Here is a 15,379-nt window from a genome sequence, read left to right on the forward strand (position 1 = left end):
CGTCATGCGTTCGCTGCGTTCACGCGGTGGCGAGCCAGCGCTCCCCGGCCGTCTGCCACAGGCCGCGCGGGGAACCGCACAGCTGCGTCAGCGCGTAGGCACCCCGGTAGAGCCGGACCACGTCCGGGTCGCTGGTGCCCGCCGCGCCGTACGCCTGCACGAGCGTGTGCGCGCAGGTCAGCGCCGTCTCCACGCTCGCGCCCGCGGCGGCCGGTGCGGCATGGCCGTCCGGGCGGCCCTGGTCCTCGTACCAGGCGGCGTGCCAGACGGTGATACGGGCGAGGGCCAGCTCCAGGGCGGCCTCGGCGAGGCGGTGCGAGGTGCCCTGGTACTCGATCTGCCGACGGCCCGTGATCACCCGGTCGGCCGCGCGGTTCTGCGCCGCCTCCAGGCACGCACGGCCGAGGCCCACCGCGTACGCGGCGCAGAGCAGCAGGTCGCGGTCGGCGGTGGCGACGGCGGGTGCGGCGGTCGTCATGGCATCCGGCAGCCGCTCGCCGGGGTGGGCATCGAGGAACGCGCGCCCCGCCCGTACCGCCGTGATGTCGTGGCAGCCCGCGCCCAGTTCCTCCAGCGCGAGGCACCACTCCACCAGCCCGCCGTCGGCCAGGGCCGCGGTGACCCCGGCGTGCCGCAGCACCTCCCAGCCGGACCCGCCGGGCGGAACCGCCGACCCGCCCTTCCGCACGGCGTCCGCCAGCTGCCGCTGGTCGCGGTCGAGTTCGAGGTTCACCGTACGGCCCGTCCGATCGGGAAGTCATGGGCAATGAGATCGAGTTGCAGCTCCTGCGGGCCACCCGAGACGGTCAGCTCCGGGGCCTCGTCCACGGCCGCCCGGAGTTCCGGCGTCGGCGGGAGTTCCTCGCCCGCCCACCGGGCCACCGCCTGACCGGCCCGCGCGCACGCCAGCTTCGAGTACGCGATCAGCACCTCGTCGGCGTCGAGGGCGTCGGCGGTGTGCATGGCGTGGAACGCGAGCGCGCGGGCCCCGGCGACCCGGGTGCGCAGCCGTACCAGGTCGCCGGCCGTCGCCGCGCGGTCCGCCCGGGGCAGCTGGTGGAACGCGTTCTCGGCGGCGCCCAGCCAGGACGTCGCCCGGGACAGGCACTCGAACCCCGCCCGCTCGAAACCGATCGTGGACGGCAGCAGGGCCCATCCCCGGTGCAGCGGCCCGACCACGGCGTCCGGGCCGACGTACGCGCCGTCCAGGGCGACCTCGAAGTAGGGGTCGCCGAGCGCCCGGGGCACCGGGGTCAGCCGGATCGCCGGGTCGTTCAGGTCGAGCAGAAACAGGCTGATCCCGTCGTACCGGTTCCGGCCTTCCCTGGTCCGCGCCGAGCACAGGGCGATACCGGACCGGTCGGTTGCCACGCTCCAGGTCTTGACGCCGGTGAGCCGCCAGCCCTCGCCGTCCGGGGTGGCCGTGGTGCGGAGCGCGGCCGCGTCGGTCCCGGCGCCGGGCTCGGACAGCAGGAGACTGCCGAACAACCGGCCGGACGCGATCCGCGGCAGCCACTGGGCCTGCTGTTCCGCGCTGCCGAAGGCGAGCAGTGCGCCGCCGATGGCCTGCACGGAGACGATGTGGATCACATCGGGCAGGCCGCGGGCGCCCATCCGCTCGGCGGCGGCCACGTGGTGGGCCAGGCTCAGCCCGCGCCCGCCGAACGCGGCCGGGTAGTGCACGGCCAGCAGCCGTTCGTCGCCGAGCCGGGCGAACAGCTCCAGCGGATCGGTGCCGGGCGGCGCCGCGTCCAGTACCCGGTCCACCTCGTCGGCGAGCCGGGCCTGTTCGGCGTCCAGCTCAGGGCGCATGGGTGGCCTCGTGCTCGGCCGCCGCCCGGACCTGCTCCACCGACGCCGCGAGGTCGCGCAGCGTCGAGTTCGCGAAGACCTGTGCCACCCGCAGCCGCAGCCCGGTCTGCCGGGAGAGCCGCCCGATGAGGTGCATCGCGGTGATGCTGTCGCCGCCGGCCGAGAAGAAGTCCTCGTCCAGCGTCAGATCGGGTCGGTCCAGCAACTCCCGGGCCAGCTCGAGTACCAGCGCCTGGTCGTCCATCTTCCGTCCTTCCGTTACGCGGCGGCAGCGTCGATCGCGGCCGACAGCAGGGACCGGACCTGCGGGGATGCAAGCGGTTCCGTGGGGGCGTCGACGTGGCGTACCGTCGCGCCCGCGGGGTCCGCGAGCAGGGCGTCCAGGCCCGAGAGGGGTTTTCCGGTGATCACCAGCGTCCGGTCCGTATCGGCCGGGCGGGCCGCCGAGCACGCGGTCAGGAACCGCAGCCAGGACCGGTAGCGGTCGAGCAGGCCGTCCACCATCTCGATCGCCGCCTCGTCACCGCCGTACTGCCCGACCAGGCCGTCGCGGGTCTTGTTCAGCACCATTTCCCACTGGGCGAGATCGCCCGCGGCGAACGCCTCGTACGCGGGTGCGTCGCACGCGAGCGTGCGGCAGAGCTTGGTCAGCTCGAAATGGATGACATCCGTGGTGATCGGATACGGGTCGACCAACACGGCCCGCGCTCCGGCCCGTTCGGCGAGATGCACCGCGAAGGTCGCACCGGCGCAGTACGCCAGCACCACGCCGGGCCGCTCCGGCTGCTCCTTGAGCAGCTCGTCGGCCTGCCGCTCCAGGTCGAGCGGTCCGGCGACCTGGGCGACGAGCGGGTCGATCCGGGTGAGACGCCCGGGGCTGCCCGGTCCGGCCAGGAAGCCGAAATCCGCGGCGTTGCCACTGCCGGGCAGATCCAGTGCGAGGACCTCGGTCAGCATGCGTCCGAGCCTTTCCGCAGGGCAGCGAAATGGAATCCTGAGTGCTTCATCATCGGCATCATCGGCGCGCGAAGGACATTCCGAAAAGGGTTCACAGGGCTTTGATCAGAACCCGGTCAGTCGTCGTTCAGTACGCGTTAAGCCACCACTCAGTCTTCGCTCAGATCCCATTCCGTGCCCTTGCCGGGCCATTTCCTGGAGCCCACGATGGTAATGATCTCCACCCGCGCGGCCGGGCGGAACATGGCCGAGGAAAGGGCATCGGATGGGAAGCGAATGGGAAACTCTGGTGGTCGGCGACCACCAGGCGCGGGTCAACATCGCGGGGCCGGTGCCGGACCCCGATCGACCCCACCTGTGGCCATCGGTCGGTGAGTACCCGATTTACGACGCCTTCCTCTATCACGCCATGCTCGCCGACCGGCCCCGCAACGAGGTGTTCCGCGATGCCATCGTCCAGCAGGCGCCCGGCGCCACGGTGCTGGAGATCGGCTGCGGACCCGATCTGCTCTGGTCGCTGTGTGCCGCGGAGTCCGGTGCGGACCGGGTGGTCTCCGTCGAGAGCCTGGACGACAGCGTCCGCCGGGCGGAGGAGCTGGCCCGGGACCGGGCACCGGGCCGCATCAGCGTCGTGGCGGGGCTCTCGACCGAGGTGACGCTTCCGGACCGGGCCGGTCTGTGCATCGCCGAGCTGGTGGGCTGCATCGGCGGCTCCGAGGGCATGGCCCGGGTGATCGAGGACGCCCGGCGCCGCCATCTCTCCCCGGGCGCCCGGGTGGTGCCGCACCGGGTCCGTACGCTGGCCGCCGCGGTCTGCCTCGCCGACCTGATGCCCGAAGGCCCCGGTGTGCCGGAGATCCTGGTGCCGTACGTGGAGTCGGTGTTCCGTGCGGCCGGTGGCTTCTTCGACCTGCGGATGTGCGTCGGCGGGATCGGATACGACGCGATCCGCTCCACCACCGGGGCGATCGAGGATCTGCGGTTCAACGACGGTGTGTACGAGCAGGGTGGCGATCTGCGGCTGACCATGACCCGGCCGGGCCGGGTCGACGGGCTGCTGCTGTGGCTGGACCTGGAGGGGCGGGCCGGTGGCGAGCGCCTCGACACCCTGGCGACCCGGACCAGCTGGCTGCCGGTCTACGTACCGCTCCAGATCCCGGAGCCGGTGACCCTCGACCCGGGTGACGTCATCGAACTGCGGGTCACCTCCGAGCTGAGCGCCGACGGGATCCACCCGGACTACCGGTTCACCGGGTCGGTCCGGCGCGCCGACTGCCGGCGCGTCCCGGTCACGGCCGAGTCGCTCTACGCCGGGTCGGCGTTCCGGCGATCGCCGCTGCACGAGGCCCTGTTCGGCGCCGCCGAGCCGGTGGCGGTACGCGCGTAGGCCGCCCGGATGCGCGCGGGCCCCGCGACCGGTGGCACCCGCTGGGAGCCACCGGCCGCCGCCGGAGCCGAATGTCCGCTAACCGGCGCGGTGTTCGCCGGTCACGACACCGCCGGGGGGCTGCCGCACGGGCCAGTAGCTGTTGGTGACGGATTCCGGGTAGTGGTCCGGTCCGTCACCGGACAGCACCCGCTGGTGCAGTGCGGCCAGTTCGGGGCTGGGGTCGAGCCCGAGCCGGTCGCGCAGGACCTGCCGGGCGGTGTTGAAGGTCTGCAAGGCGTCGACCCTCCGTCCGACCATCATCAGCGCGACCATCAGGTGGGTGTAGGCGGTTTCGCGGTACGGATTGCTCGTGATGAGTTCCTCGAGGGGCGGGATCGCCTCGGTGTGGCGACCCATGGCGATCAGTGCGGAGGCGTACTCCTGGGTGGCCTCCTCGTGCAACCGGGTCAGCCGGCGCCGGTACGCGGCCAGCCGCGGCCCGCAGTGCACACCGGTGAGCGGTTCGGAGCGCCACAACCGCAACGCCGCGGCGAAGTGGTCGGCGGTGTCCTCGATCGCGCCCTGGCTCAACGCGCCGCGCGCCTCGGCGACATGGTTCATGAAGCGGTCCGCGTCGACCAGATGCGGATCGAGCCGCAGCATGTAGTTGCCGTGCACGTGCCGTATTTCGGGGCTGGCCATTCCGGCCGGATACTGAAGTGTCCGGCGGATGCGGGAGACGTACACCTGGATCGTGTTCACGGCGGTCTTCGGCGCGAACGCGCCCCAGACCTCGTCGATCAGGTCCGCGATCGCCACGTACGAGTTGTTCCGGGCGGCGAGTAACGCGAGCACTGTCTCGACTTGCGGGCTCAACACTGTTTGGCTCGCGGTTCTGGCCTCCAGGCCACCCAGGAGCTTAATGATCATGGCCTCGTCGCGACTCACGGATGAGATCCTTCTCTCGAGCGCCTGCCCAAGGCTGGCCACCACCAGGAGCGTGGCCCTATGGGCTCTGCCAACGTGGAGTGCAGGGCCGGCCTGATGCGTCGGGTCGCTGGAGGCCGCCCAGTAGTTCGTGATCATAGTCTCGCCGTGACCAACCCCTCCTCTTGATCGCCTTGCGTCGTGCGATCAGGAAGAGTGCTCGAAGTCCTTCCAGGTCACGCCCGTGCATGCTTCATAACACCACTGTCACGGCGCCGTGACAAAATGGCGTCCGAGTGGCAAGCGGGGGTCGGTTTCCGGAGTCCGCTCAGCGGCTCCGCGAAGCCGTCGCGAGCAGGCCGTTGACCACGAGCGCCGCCAGCGATTCGGCGGTGGCCGTGAGTTGTTCCGGTGAGGCGGGCTCGGGCCTGCCCAGACGTCGCGCCAGGGGCACGTCCACCATTCCCGAGACGGGCGGGACGACGGCGAAGAACAGCACGTCCATCGGGACCGGCGCCATGCGTCCGGCGGCCACGAGCCGCTCGATGCTCGCCATCAGGGTCTCCAGAGTTGGGGCGATGTACTGCTCGTAGAGGTAGTCCAGCCGCTCACTGTCCTGGTTGAGTTCGTTGACAAAGAGCCTTTGGACCAGCGGCGAGTCCGCCGCGGTCCGGTAGAAGCCGGTGATGGTCTGCCGCAGGCAGTCGGCATCGTCGGTCGAGGGATCCACCTGCGGCAGGCGCGCCAGCTGGGCCCCCAGGGCCGCGTCCACCACCGCGCGCCAGAAGGCCGCCTTGGATCCGTAGCGGTCGTTGATGAAGTTGTGGCTGACGCCGAGGCGGCGGGCCAGCTCGCGGGCGGAGGCCCGTTCGTAGCCCAGTTCCGCGAAGGCTTCGAGCCCGCGCAGGAGGATGTTCTCCTCCTCGGGCAGGGCGGGGGTGCCCGCGCCGGGGCGCCCCGGCCGTCGAGCGGATTCGGCTCGTACTCCCACCCTGGTCTCCCTTGCCGCGTGCGCACTGCCTGCCATGGACATCCTAAGGACCTCCCTCCCGATTATTTGACACCTGTCAGATTACTTCTAATCTGACAGGTGTCAGAAGAGTCGATCGACTCTCCGAGCAGCACTTCTTCCGGAGTTTGCCCTCATGCCCCGAACCACCTCCGACACGTCTGTCGGCACGGTCGGCGCGCCACCCACGCCCGCCGGCGCGCCCCCTCGCCATCGCTGGTGGATCCTCGCCGTCATCGGCCTGGCCCAGCTCATGGTGGTCCTGGACGCGACCATCGTGAACATCGCCCTGCCCTCCGCGCAGAAGGACCTGGGGTTCTCCGACGGAGACCGGCAGTGGATCGTCACCGCCTACGCGCTCGCCTTCGGCAGCCTGCTGCTGCTCGGCGGCCGCATAGCCGACCTGTTCGGCCGCAAGATGACCTTCCTGGTCGGGCTGGCCGGTTTCGCCGGTGCCTCGGCCCTGGGCGGTGCCGCGGGCAGCTTCGAGGTGCTCGTCGCCGCCCGCGCCGTCCAGGGCCTGTTCGGCGCGCTGCTCGCCCCGGCGGCCCTGTCCCTGCTGACCACGACCTTCACCGACGCCAGGGAGCGCGCCAAGGCCTTCGGTGTCTACGGCGCCATCGCGGGCGCGGGCGGCGCCATCGGGCTGCTCCTCGGCGGTGTGCTGACCGAACACCTCGACTGGCGCTGGACCCTCTACGTCAACCTCGTCTTCGCCGCCGTCGCCTTCCTCGGCGGCGCCCTCCTGCTCGCCCGCGGCAGCCGCGACCGGACCGCCACCATCGACGTCCCCGGCGCCGTCCTCGTCTCCGCCGGTCTGTTCGGCCTGGTCTACGGCTTCTCCAACGCCGAGAGCCACGACTGGGACTCCCCGGCCACCTGGGGTTTCCTGGCCGCCGGAGCCGTTCTGCTCGCCGTGTTCGCCGGGTGGCAGACACGCGCCGCGCACCCGCTGCTGCCGCTGCGGGTGCTGCTCGACCGCAACCGCGGGGCGTCCTTCGTCTCCGTGCTGATCAGCGGCGCCGGGATGTTCGGTGTCTTCCTGTTCCTCACCTACTACCTCCAGCAGAGCCTGGGCTACACCCCCATCAAGACCGGGCTGGCCTTCCTGCCGATGGTGGCCGCGCTCATGCTCACCTCGACCGTCGCCTCCACGGTGCTGATCCCCCGCCTCGGCCCCAAGCCGGTGGTGCCGCTGGGCATGGGCACCGCCGCAGCGGGCATGGCCTGGCTGACCGCCCTCGACCTGCACAGCGGCTACGCCACGGACATCCTGCCCCCGCTGGTCGTGGCGGGGCTCGGCCTCGGCCTGGTGATGGCCCCGGCCATGAGCCTGGCCACCGCCGGTGTGGACGCCGAGGACGCCGGAGTCGCCTCCGCCGCCGTCAACACCATGCAGCAGGTCGGCGGCTCCCTGGGCACCGCCCTGCTCAACACCCTCTCCACCAGCGCCGCCACCGACTATCTGACCGGCAGGAACCCCAAGGACCCCGCCGTCGTCGCCCAGGCCGGTCTGGAGGCGTACTCCACCGCGTACTGGTGGTCGGCCGTCTTCTTCGCCGCCGGGCTGCTCATCAGCGTCCTCCTCTACCGGCGCGGCGCACCCGCCGCCGACGCCCAGGCGGCTCCCGTCGTGCACATGTGAACGGCCGCGAACGACCGCCGGGGCCGGCTCAGTCCGGGCCGGGACCGGCGGCGGGCAGGACGAGGCGGAAGACGCATCCGGCCCCGGTGGCGGTCTCCAACTCCAGCCGTCCGCCGTGGCCTTGGGCGATCGCGCTCGCGATGGCCAGGCCGAGACCGGAGCCGCCGTGTTCGTGGGAGCGGGACGGGTCGGCCCGGTAGAAGCGTTCGAAGACCCGGTCGGCCGCCTCCGGGGACAGCCCGGGGCCCTGGTCCGCCACTTCCAGCACGCAGATCGACGCCCCCTCCCGCAGCGGTGGCGAGGGGCTCGTCCGGCCGGGGCGGTCCGTGCCACCGGTCGCGGACCCGGCCCGCCCGGCTCCCACGCGGACGTCCACGCGCGTACCGGGCGGGGTGTGCCGAAAAAGAGAAAAAACAGCAGGTTGCCCACGACCTGGCGCAGCCGGTGGGGGTCGCCGGTGGTCTCGGCCAAGGGACAGTTCCTCGTCGGCGGCCGCCCCGGTACCGAGGGGGCCCACCCGGATCGGGTGTCCGTGGCTCTGGTGTGCCGCCGCGCTCACGGAGTCGGGCGGGCGGCCGACAGCAGGTCGACCCGTTCGCGGCGGTAGTCGGGTTCCTTGTCCAGCCTGGTCAGCAGCAGGAGGTCGTCGACGAGCAGGCTGATGCGCTCGGCGTTCTGGGCGATCATCCGGTCGCCCTCGCGCCGTTCGGCGTTCGACCGTCCCTCGTGGCGCAGGGCCAGTTCGGCGAAGCCCTGGATGGAGGTGAGCGGGGTGCGCAGCTCGTGTCCGGCGTCGGCGACGAACCGGCGCAGCCGGGCCTCGGAGAACTCCCGTTCGCGTAGGGCCCGTTGGAGCCGGTCCAGCAGGGTGTTCAGCACGGTGCCCAGGCGGCCGGTCTCGGTGCGGGGGTCGGTGTCCGGCAGCCGCGGGCTCAGATCGCTGACCGTGATGTCCTGCGCGGCGCGCTCCATGCGGGTCAGTGGCAGCAGGCCGATGCGCACGACCCACCGGCTGAGCGCGATGAGTCCGGTGACGGTGGCCGCGAGCACGATGCCGTTGAGCCACAGCAGTTTGGAGGTGGCGCCGTCGAACGTGTCCAGGGGCAGCGCGACGACGTACCAGGTGTGCTCGGGGCCCGGCTTCTTCTGTATCCGCCAGTGTCCGTCGCCGGAGACGGCCGGGACGGTGCCCGGGCGGCCGCCCGACAGGCGCAACTCGCCTACGGAGCCGGGGAGTTCCGGGCCGGGGGCCTTGCCGCCGCCGAGGATGCCGCGCCGGTGTCCCGACGCACCGTAGAAGGTGATGCGGAAGTCGGAGGGCAGGGTCACCGAGCCGGGGTCCGGGGGCCGGGGAAGCTGCTCGGCAGCGGCGTCGCGGGAGAAGCTGTGCGGCGGCAGCCGGAAACCGTCGAGCTGCTCGTCGACGCGGCCCAGCAGCCATGAGCGCAGCACCAGGAACCCGATGGTCTGGGCGGCGAGGACCGCGACGGCGGCCAGCAGCGCCGCTCCCCACACCAAGCGGCTGCGCAGCGATGCGGGCCGTCCGGCCTGCGGAGGAGTGAGGCGGATCATCCGTCGGTCCGCTGGGCGTGATCGCGCGGCAGGCGCAGGCAGTAGCCCACGCCCCGCTCCGTGTGGATCAGTGGCGGATCGAGGTGGTCGATCTTGCGCCGCAGATATCTGACGTACGTTTCGACGATGCGGCCGTCGCCGGAGAAGTCGAACCCCCAGACGCGGTCGAGGATCCGGCTCTTGCTCAGCACCCGGCCCGCGTTCTCCATCAGCAGGGTCAGCAGCTTGAACTCGGTGGGGGACAGCGGGATGTACTGCCCGGCCCGGTGGACCTCGTGGGCCCGCTCGTCCAGTTCGAGGTCCCCGTAGCGCAGCACCTCGGTCTCGTCCTCGCCCGCGCCGTACGGCACGTCGTGGCCCGTACGGCGCAGGATGGCGCGGATGCGCAGCAGCACCTCCTCGATGCTGAACGGCTTGCCGACGTAGTCGTCGCCACCGGCACCGAGACCGGCGATGCGGTCGCCGACCTCGGTGCGGGCCGTCAGGAACAGGATCGGTGTCCGCACCCCGACCCCGCGCAGGTTCCGGGTGATCTCGAAACCGTCGAGGTCGGGGAGCATCACGTCGAGCACCAGGAGGTCCGGGCGGAAGCGCTCGACCTCCAGCAGACCGTCGCGGCCGGTGGCGGCGCTGCTCACCTGGTATCCGGCCAGGCCGAGGGCCGACTCCAGCAGCAGACGGATGCCGGGGTCGTCCTCGACGACGAGGATGCGGTGGGTGAGCTGGGTGGCGGGCTGCTCGGCCATGGTGCGTCGGTGGTCCGTTCTGCCGTCGCTTACTTCGCGTCCTTGGTGGCGGCGCAGTCGTACAGGGTGGTGCCCATGCCCATCATGCCGGTGGAGCCGTCCGCCCTGCCGTCGTAGGCGGCGGCCGGGACCTTGGCGCAGTGGTCGGCGATCCACGCGGAGCGCCGGGTGGCGGGGCTGTCGGCGCCGCCCATCATGGCGCCGGGGCCCGCGCCGCGCGACCCCGGCTCGGAGCCCAGGACGTAGCGCAGCTCGCCCCTTTCCGTCCACGTCGCGAGCTGGTCCACGGAGGGCGCGTCGTCGGTTCCGATGAAGCCGCCCATGCCGATGACCGTGGCGTCGCTGTTCAGGATGTACGAGGACGCGGCCATGGCGCCCCCGTCGGCGGCGAGGCTGATCCGGGCGGAGCCGGAGTGCGCGACCGCGTAGCGGAGGATCTTGCGCTGATCGGCGGTGAGGTCGGTGCCGTCCATGAGCCGTGCCATGCCGCCCATGCCACCCTTCGCACCGCCACCGCCACCGCCGAAGGTGGGCATTCCCGAGGGCGCGCCCTCCGGCTTGTCGTCCGAGCCCGCGCCCGGCATGCCGCCCGTGCCGCCGCCCAACCCGCCGGGCGGTTCGAGGCCACCGGGACCGCTGCCCCCGGGGCCTCCGCTCGGGAAGGCCCCCCGGCCGAACGGCATGCCGCCGGACGGGGCCGGTCCGGCGGTGTGGTTGGCGCCGCCCATCGCGGACGTGGATCCCGGCACGCTGACCGCCCAGGCACCGGGCGCCAGCAGCACCGCCAGGACGGCGCCGCCCAGCGCGGCCGGGAGCATTCGGTGCCGCCGTCCCGCGAGCAGCAGGAGTGCGGCCGCGCCGAGTCCGGCGGCCACCACCGGCCACGTCAGCCAGCCGTTCCAGGACGGCTGCCGCTCGATCACCACGACCGCCCAGACCACCGTGACCAGCACGGCCCCGGCCCCCGTCGGCAGGGCCCAGCGCGCACCGGCCCGGTGGGAGCGGGCCAGCGCGGTGGCGAGGCCCGCGGTGAGCGCGGCGACCGCGGGGGCCAGCTGCGTCGTGTAGTACGGGTGGAACGTGCCCTCCTGGGTGGCGAACACCAGCCCGCATACCACCAGCCACGTCCCCCACAGCACCCACCCGGAGGCGGCCAGTGGCGCGCCCGTGGCCGTCTCCCCGCGCCGGTGCAGCACCGCGACGGCCGTCGCCACGCCCAGTGCCACCGCGCAGAGCGGCAGCAGCCAGCTGATCTGGCCGCCGACCTGGTCGTTGAAGAGCCGCCCGAGCCCGGCGGCGCCACCGAAGGAGGCCCCGCCCGGGCCGCCCGTGGCACCGTTCTCGCCGAAGATCCGGCCGAGGCCGTTGTAGCCGATGACCAGGTCCCAGGCCGAACCGTCCTCGCTGCCGCCGATGTACGGGCGGTCGCCGGGCCACAGCGCCACCAGGGCCACCCACCACAGGGACGACACCGCGAGCACCGACCCCGCGACGAGCAGGCGGCGCACGCGTACGAGCCAGGTCCCCGCCGCGCCGACGAGCCACGCCGCCGCGAGGGCCGGGAGCACCATCCAGGCGGCCAGCATCTTCGTCAGGAACCCGGCGCCGACGAGGAAGCCGCTGCCGCACAGCCACCCCACCGCGCTCCGGCCGGAGGGTGCCTGGAGGGCCCGGGTCAGCGCGTACGCCGCCGCGACCAGGGTCAGCACCAGCAGCGTGTCCGGGTTGTTGTCGCGGTTGATCGCCACCGTGATGGGCGTGAGCGTCATGACCAGCGCGGCGAGCAGCCCGGCGCCCTCGCCCGCCCAGCGGCGTACCGTCCGGTGCAGGACGAGGACCGCCGCGACACCTTCCAGCACCTGGGGCAGCAGCATCGCCCAGCCGTGCAGGCCGAAGACCTTGGTGCTGAGGACCTGGGGCCACAGGGCGGCCGGTGGCTTGTCGACGGTGAGCACCCCGGCCGGGTCGTACGCGCCGAAGACGACGTTGGTCCAGCCGCGGCCCATCGACTTCACCGCGGCCGCGTAGTAGCTGTTGCCCCAGCCGAGCGAGCCGAGGGCCCAGCCGTAGAGCGCCGCGGCCAGCAGCAGGATCGCTGCGAGCGCGGCCGGGGCGGACCAGCGGGGTAGCGCACGGCCGGTGGCGCCCGGTGGTGGTGCGCTCGCGGGCGTGGCCGACGGCGCGTGGGAGGTGTGGGTCATGGTGCGCTTCACTTTCCTCGGAGAGACATGGCCAGCGGTCACGACGGGGAGCGCCGGAAGACGGCCAGCCGCAGCACGAGGAAGCGCACGGCGGTGACCAGCACGGACGAGGCGGCCAGGACGAGGGTTTCGGTGCCCGTCGAGGCGTCCGGACTGCTCTGGCGGTACAGCAGCACGGCGGCGGAGGTCACGGCGTAGCCCAGGACGAACAGGGCGCCCGCGCCCAGGTGCGCCCGTCGCACACCGGTCTCGGACCAGCGGAACGTCAGACGGCGGTTGGCCTCGGTGTTGAGCACGGTGAGCACCAGCAGCGACACCAGGTTCGCCACCGCGGGCGGCCACCAGCCGCGCAGCAGCCAGTAGAGCAGCGCCTGCCCGATGGTCGAGGCGATGCCGATGGCGACGAAGCAGCCGACCTCCCAGGTGAACCGCGACCGGCCAGTGTCGGGGGCCAGCACCGCGTCCGGGTGTTCGGCGGCCGGAGCGGGACGGCGCGGCAGCGCGACCCGGGCGGCGCCGGACGCCTTGAGCCGTGCCATCCGGTACAGGCCACGCAGATCGTCGGTGGCGGTGCCGACGACGTCGACGCGGGTGTCCACGTCCTCGACCCAGTCGACCGGGACCTCGTGGATGCGCAGCCCGTTGTGCTCGGCCAGCAGCAGGAGTTCGGTGTCGAAGAACCAGGCGACGTCCCGTGTCTTCTCCAGCAGGGGGCGCAGCACCTCGGTACGGGCCGCCTTGAAGCCGCACTGCGCGTCGCTGAACCGGGCCCCGTGGGTCAGCCGGATCAGCCCGTTGTAGCAGCGGGAGATCAGCTCGCGGCGGGGCCCGCGCACGGTCCGCGCGCCCGCCGCCAGCCGACTGCCGATGGCCAGATCGGAATGGCCGCTGGCCAGGGGCGCGATCAGGGGGAGCAGCCCGTCGAGCCCGGTCGACAGGTCGACGTCCATGTACACGACGATGTCGGCCTCGCTGGCGCCCCACACCGTACGCAGCGCCAGGCCGCGGCCCTTGCGGTCCAGGTGGAACACCTCCACTCCGGGCAGTTCGGCGGCCAGTTCCGTCGCCACCTCGAAGGTCCGGTCGACGCTGGCGTTGTCCGCCACCGTGATCCGCCACGGGAACGGCAACTGGTCACGCAGCCGGGCGTGCAGGGTGCGCAGGCAGCCGGGCAGGGCCCGTTCCTCGTTGTAGACGGGAACGACGACCTCGACGGTGGTGGTGTGCACCTGGGATGGCTCGGCGGGGTCGGGCCGGGCCGCGGGCTGGAAGCCATGAGCGACGCTCAGGGCGCGAGATGTAGGGGGCATGGAGCAGAACCCTCGCGGGCCAACCAGGGAACTTCGCGACAGCAAGCTGGGAATTCGCCGAGAGTCCGCTGAGTCCTCGCTGAGAGATGTCGGCGCGGGCGGTCCGAGTGGTACCGCGGTACCACTCGGGCGCCGAAGTGTCCCCCGTGGTGCCACGCCCGCGACCGGTCGCGCTCATAGCGTCGAACACATCAGTCGCGGCACGTCCGTGGCCGTTCGAGGCGAGAGAGGCCCACACCATGATCGAAGCGCGGGAGTTGACGAAGCGGTACGGGGACAAGACGGTGGTCGACCGTCTGAGCTTCACCGTCGAGCCGGGTGAGGTGACCGGCTTCCTGGGCCCCAATGGCGCGGGCAAATCCACCACCATGCGCATGACCATCGGCCTGGACTCCCCCACCGGGGGCTCGGTCACCGTGAACGGACGCTCCTACGCCCGCCACACCGCGCCGTTGCACGAGATCGGCACGCTGCTGGAGGCCAAGTCCGTCCACCCGGGGCGCACCGCGGTCAGTCATCTGATGACGCTCGCGCACACCCACGGCATCCCGCGCCGCCGGGTGGACGAGGTGATCGAACTGGCCGGGCTGGGCAGCGTGGCGGGCAAGCGGGTGGGCGCCTTCTCGCTCGGCATGGGCCAGCGGCTCGGCATCGCCGCTGCCCTCCTCGGTGACCCGGCGATCGTCATGCTGGACGAACCGGTCAACGGCCTCGACCCGGAGGGTGTGCTGTGGGTGCGCAACCTGCTGCGCGGGCTGGCCGAGGAGGGCCGGGCGGTGATGCTCTCCTCGCACCTGATGAGCGAGACCGCGCTGATCGCCGACCATCTGGTGATCATCGGACGTGGCCGGTTGCTCGCGGACACCACGGTGGACGACTTCACCCGGGAGGCCGGTGGCGGCGGGGTGAAGGTCGCCACCGCCGAGGCGATGAGGCTGCGTTCGCTGCTGGCGGGCCCGGATGTCACGATCAGCTCCTCCGCCGACGACGAACTGCTGGTCACCGGGCGTGACGCCCGGGAGATCGGGGCGATCGCCGCCCAGCACGGCGTGGCGCTGTACGAACTCACGCCGCAGTCCGTGTCGTTGGAGCAGGCCTTCATGGAACTCACCCGCGACGCCGTCGAGTACCACAGCGCTCCCGTCGACACCGAGCGAAAGGCCGCCTGATGTCCGCCACTCCCCTGTCCCTGGCGCCCACGCCCACGACTTCGTACAAGGTGACCGGACCGCGAGTGCTGCGCGCGGAGTGGGCCAAGTTCTGGTCGCTGCGCTCCAGCTGGATCACCCTGGGCGTCGCCGTGGTGCTGCTGATCGTCTTCGGGGCGATCGCCGCCGCCACCTACAGTCCCGACGCGGTGGCGACCAGCGGTCCGCCAGGGCCGGGGAGCACCGGCGCGGACAGTGACGCGGTCAGCCTGGCCCTGACCGGTGTGTCCTTCGCCCAGCTGGCCATCGGTGTGCTCGGGGTGCTGCTGTCGGCGGGCGAGTACAGCACCGGCATGATCCGCTCCACGCTCGCCGCGGTACCGCGACGGCTGCCGGTCCTGTGGTCGAAGAGCCTGGTGATCGGCCCGATCGCCCTGGTCCTCACCACCATCGGCGCACTGGCCGCGTTCCAGCTGGGCACACCGGGCCTCGACGGCGAGAAGATCGCGCTGTCCCTGGGCGACGACGGTGTGCTCCGCAGTCTGGCCGGTGCGGGGGTCTACCTCGGTCTGGTGGCGGTGTTCGGGGTGGCCCTGGGCATGCTGGTCCGCTCGTCCGCCGGGGCCATCGCCGCCCTGGTCGGCACCCTGCTCATCCTCCCCGGCCTGGCCTCGCTGCTGCCC

General features: G+C 72.3%; 15 protein-coding genes. 4 read left to right on the forward strand and 11 right to left on the reverse strand.

What is annotated here, in order from left to right; all coding sequences use genetic code 11:
- Positions 1-19 precede the first annotated feature (19 nt).
- From SSOG_RS06725 to SSOG_RS06740, 4 genes are read right to left on the reverse strand one after another with little or no spacing between them, the layout of a single operon-like run.
- Positions 20-733, reverse strand: coding sequence for an acyl-CoA dehydrogenase family protein (locus tag SSOG_RS06725; RefSeq protein WP_039936753.1), 714 nt, complete (start codon positions 731-733; stop codon positions 20-22).
- Positions 730-1,812, reverse strand: coding sequence for an acyl-CoA dehydrogenase family protein (locus SSOG_RS06730; protein ID WP_009713458.1), 1,083 nt, complete (start codon positions 1,810-1,812; stop codon positions 730-732). The genes SSOG_RS06725 and SSOG_RS06730 overlap by 4 nt, the downstream gene beginning before the upstream one ends.
- The gene (locus SSOG_RS06735; RefSeq protein ID WP_009713459.1) at positions 1,802-2,056 is read right to left on the reverse strand and encodes a phosphopantetheine-binding protein; all 255 of its coding nucleotides are present in this window, start codon (positions 2,054-2,056) and stop codon (positions 1,802-1,804) included. Before SSOG_RS06735 ends, SSOG_RS06730 begins: the two co-directional genes overlap by 11 nt.
- Before the next feature lie 14 nt (positions 2,057-2,070).
- Entirely contained in the window at positions 2,071-2,769 is a 699-nt protein-coding gene (locus SSOG_RS06740) for an alpha/beta fold hydrolase (protein ID WP_009713460.1), read from the reverse strand.
- Between the two features lie 265 nt (positions 2,770-3,034).
- On the opposite strand from SSOG_RS06740, the gene SSOG_RS06745 reads away from it, so the two are divergent.
- Entirely contained in the window at positions 3,035-4,156 is a 1,122-nt protein-coding gene (locus tag SSOG_RS06745; protein ID WP_009713461.1) for an SAM-dependent methyltransferase, read from the forward strand.
- A gap of 78 nt (positions 4,157-4,234) precedes the next feature.
- Here SSOG_RS06745 and SSOG_RS06750 read toward each other — a convergent pair whose 3' ends face one another.
- Both SSOG_RS06750 and SSOG_RS06755 read right to left on the reverse strand, forming a co-directional pair.
- Complete coding sequence (locus tag SSOG_RS06750; RefSeq protein ID WP_167542468.1) at positions 4,235-5,014, reverse strand: AfsR/SARP family transcriptional regulator; 780 nt, start codon at positions 5,012-5,014, stop codon at positions 4,235-4,237.
- A gap of 379 nt (positions 5,015-5,393) precedes the next feature.
- On the reverse strand, positions 5,394-5,996 hold the full coding sequence (locus SSOG_RS06755) for a TetR/AcrR family transcriptional regulator (RefSeq protein ID WP_039940740.1): 603 nt from the start codon (positions 5,994-5,996) through the stop codon (positions 5,394-5,396).
- Between the two features lie 214 nt (positions 5,997-6,210).
- On the opposite strand from SSOG_RS06755, the gene SSOG_RS06760 reads away from it, so the two are divergent.
- On the forward strand, positions 6,211-7,719 hold the full coding sequence (locus tag SSOG_RS06760) for an MFS transporter (protein WP_009713464.1): 1,509 nt from the start codon (positions 6,211-6,213) through the stop codon (positions 7,717-7,719).
- Positions 7,720-7,747: 28 nt separating this feature from the next.
- Here SSOG_RS06760 and SSOG_RS55720 read toward each other — a convergent pair whose 3' ends face one another.
- The 5 genes from SSOG_RS55720 to SSOG_RS06780 form a co-directional block, all read right to left on the reverse strand.
- On the reverse strand, positions 7,748-8,095 hold the full coding sequence (locus SSOG_RS55720) for a sensor histidine kinase (protein ID WP_245606237.1): 348 nt from the start codon (positions 8,093-8,095) through the stop codon (positions 7,748-7,750).
- A gap of 179 nt (positions 8,096-8,274) precedes the next feature.
- The gene (locus tag SSOG_RS06765; protein ID WP_009713465.1) at positions 8,275-9,291 is read right to left on the reverse strand and encodes a histidine kinase dimerization/phospho-acceptor domain-containing protein; all 1,017 of its coding nucleotides are present in this window, start codon (positions 9,289-9,291) and stop codon (positions 8,275-8,277) included.
- Positions 9,288-10,037 (reverse strand): response regulator transcription factor, encoded by a 750-nt coding sequence (locus SSOG_RS06770; RefSeq protein WP_009713466.1) that lies wholly within the window; start codon positions 10,035-10,037, stop codon positions 9,288-9,290. Before SSOG_RS06770 ends, SSOG_RS06765 begins: the two co-directional genes overlap by 4 nt.
- 29 nt (positions 10,038-10,066) lie before the next feature.
- Entirely contained in the window at positions 10,067-12,238 is a 2,172-nt protein-coding gene (locus tag SSOG_RS06775; RefSeq protein ID WP_039940742.1) for an ArnT family glycosyltransferase, read from the reverse strand.
- A 38-nt stretch (positions 12,239-12,276) separates the two neighbouring features.
- On the reverse strand, positions 12,277-13,548 hold the full coding sequence (locus SSOG_RS06780; protein ID WP_106516363.1) for a glycosyltransferase: 1,272 nt from the start codon (positions 13,546-13,548) through the stop codon (positions 12,277-12,279).
- Positions 13,549-13,787: 239 nt separating this feature from the next.
- Here SSOG_RS06780 and SSOG_RS06785 point away from each other — a divergent pair, with 239 nt between their 5' ends.
- Both SSOG_RS06785 and SSOG_RS53310 read left to right on the forward strand, forming a co-directional pair.
- Entirely contained in the window at positions 13,788-14,717 is a 930-nt protein-coding gene (locus SSOG_RS06785; RefSeq protein ID WP_009713469.1) for an ATP-binding cassette domain-containing protein, read from the forward strand.
- Positions 14,717-15,379: ABC transporter permease (locus SSOG_RS53310; protein ID WP_050799791.1), on the forward strand; the 663-nt coding region annotated here is incomplete at its 3' end. The genes SSOG_RS06785 and SSOG_RS53310, both read left to right, overlap by 1 nt.

It is taken from the genome of Streptomyces himastatinicus ATCC 53653 (genome assembly GCF_000158915.1).
Taxonomy (GTDB): domain Bacteria; phylum Actinomycetota; class Actinomycetes; order Streptomycetales; family Streptomycetaceae; genus Streptomyces; species Streptomyces himastatinicus.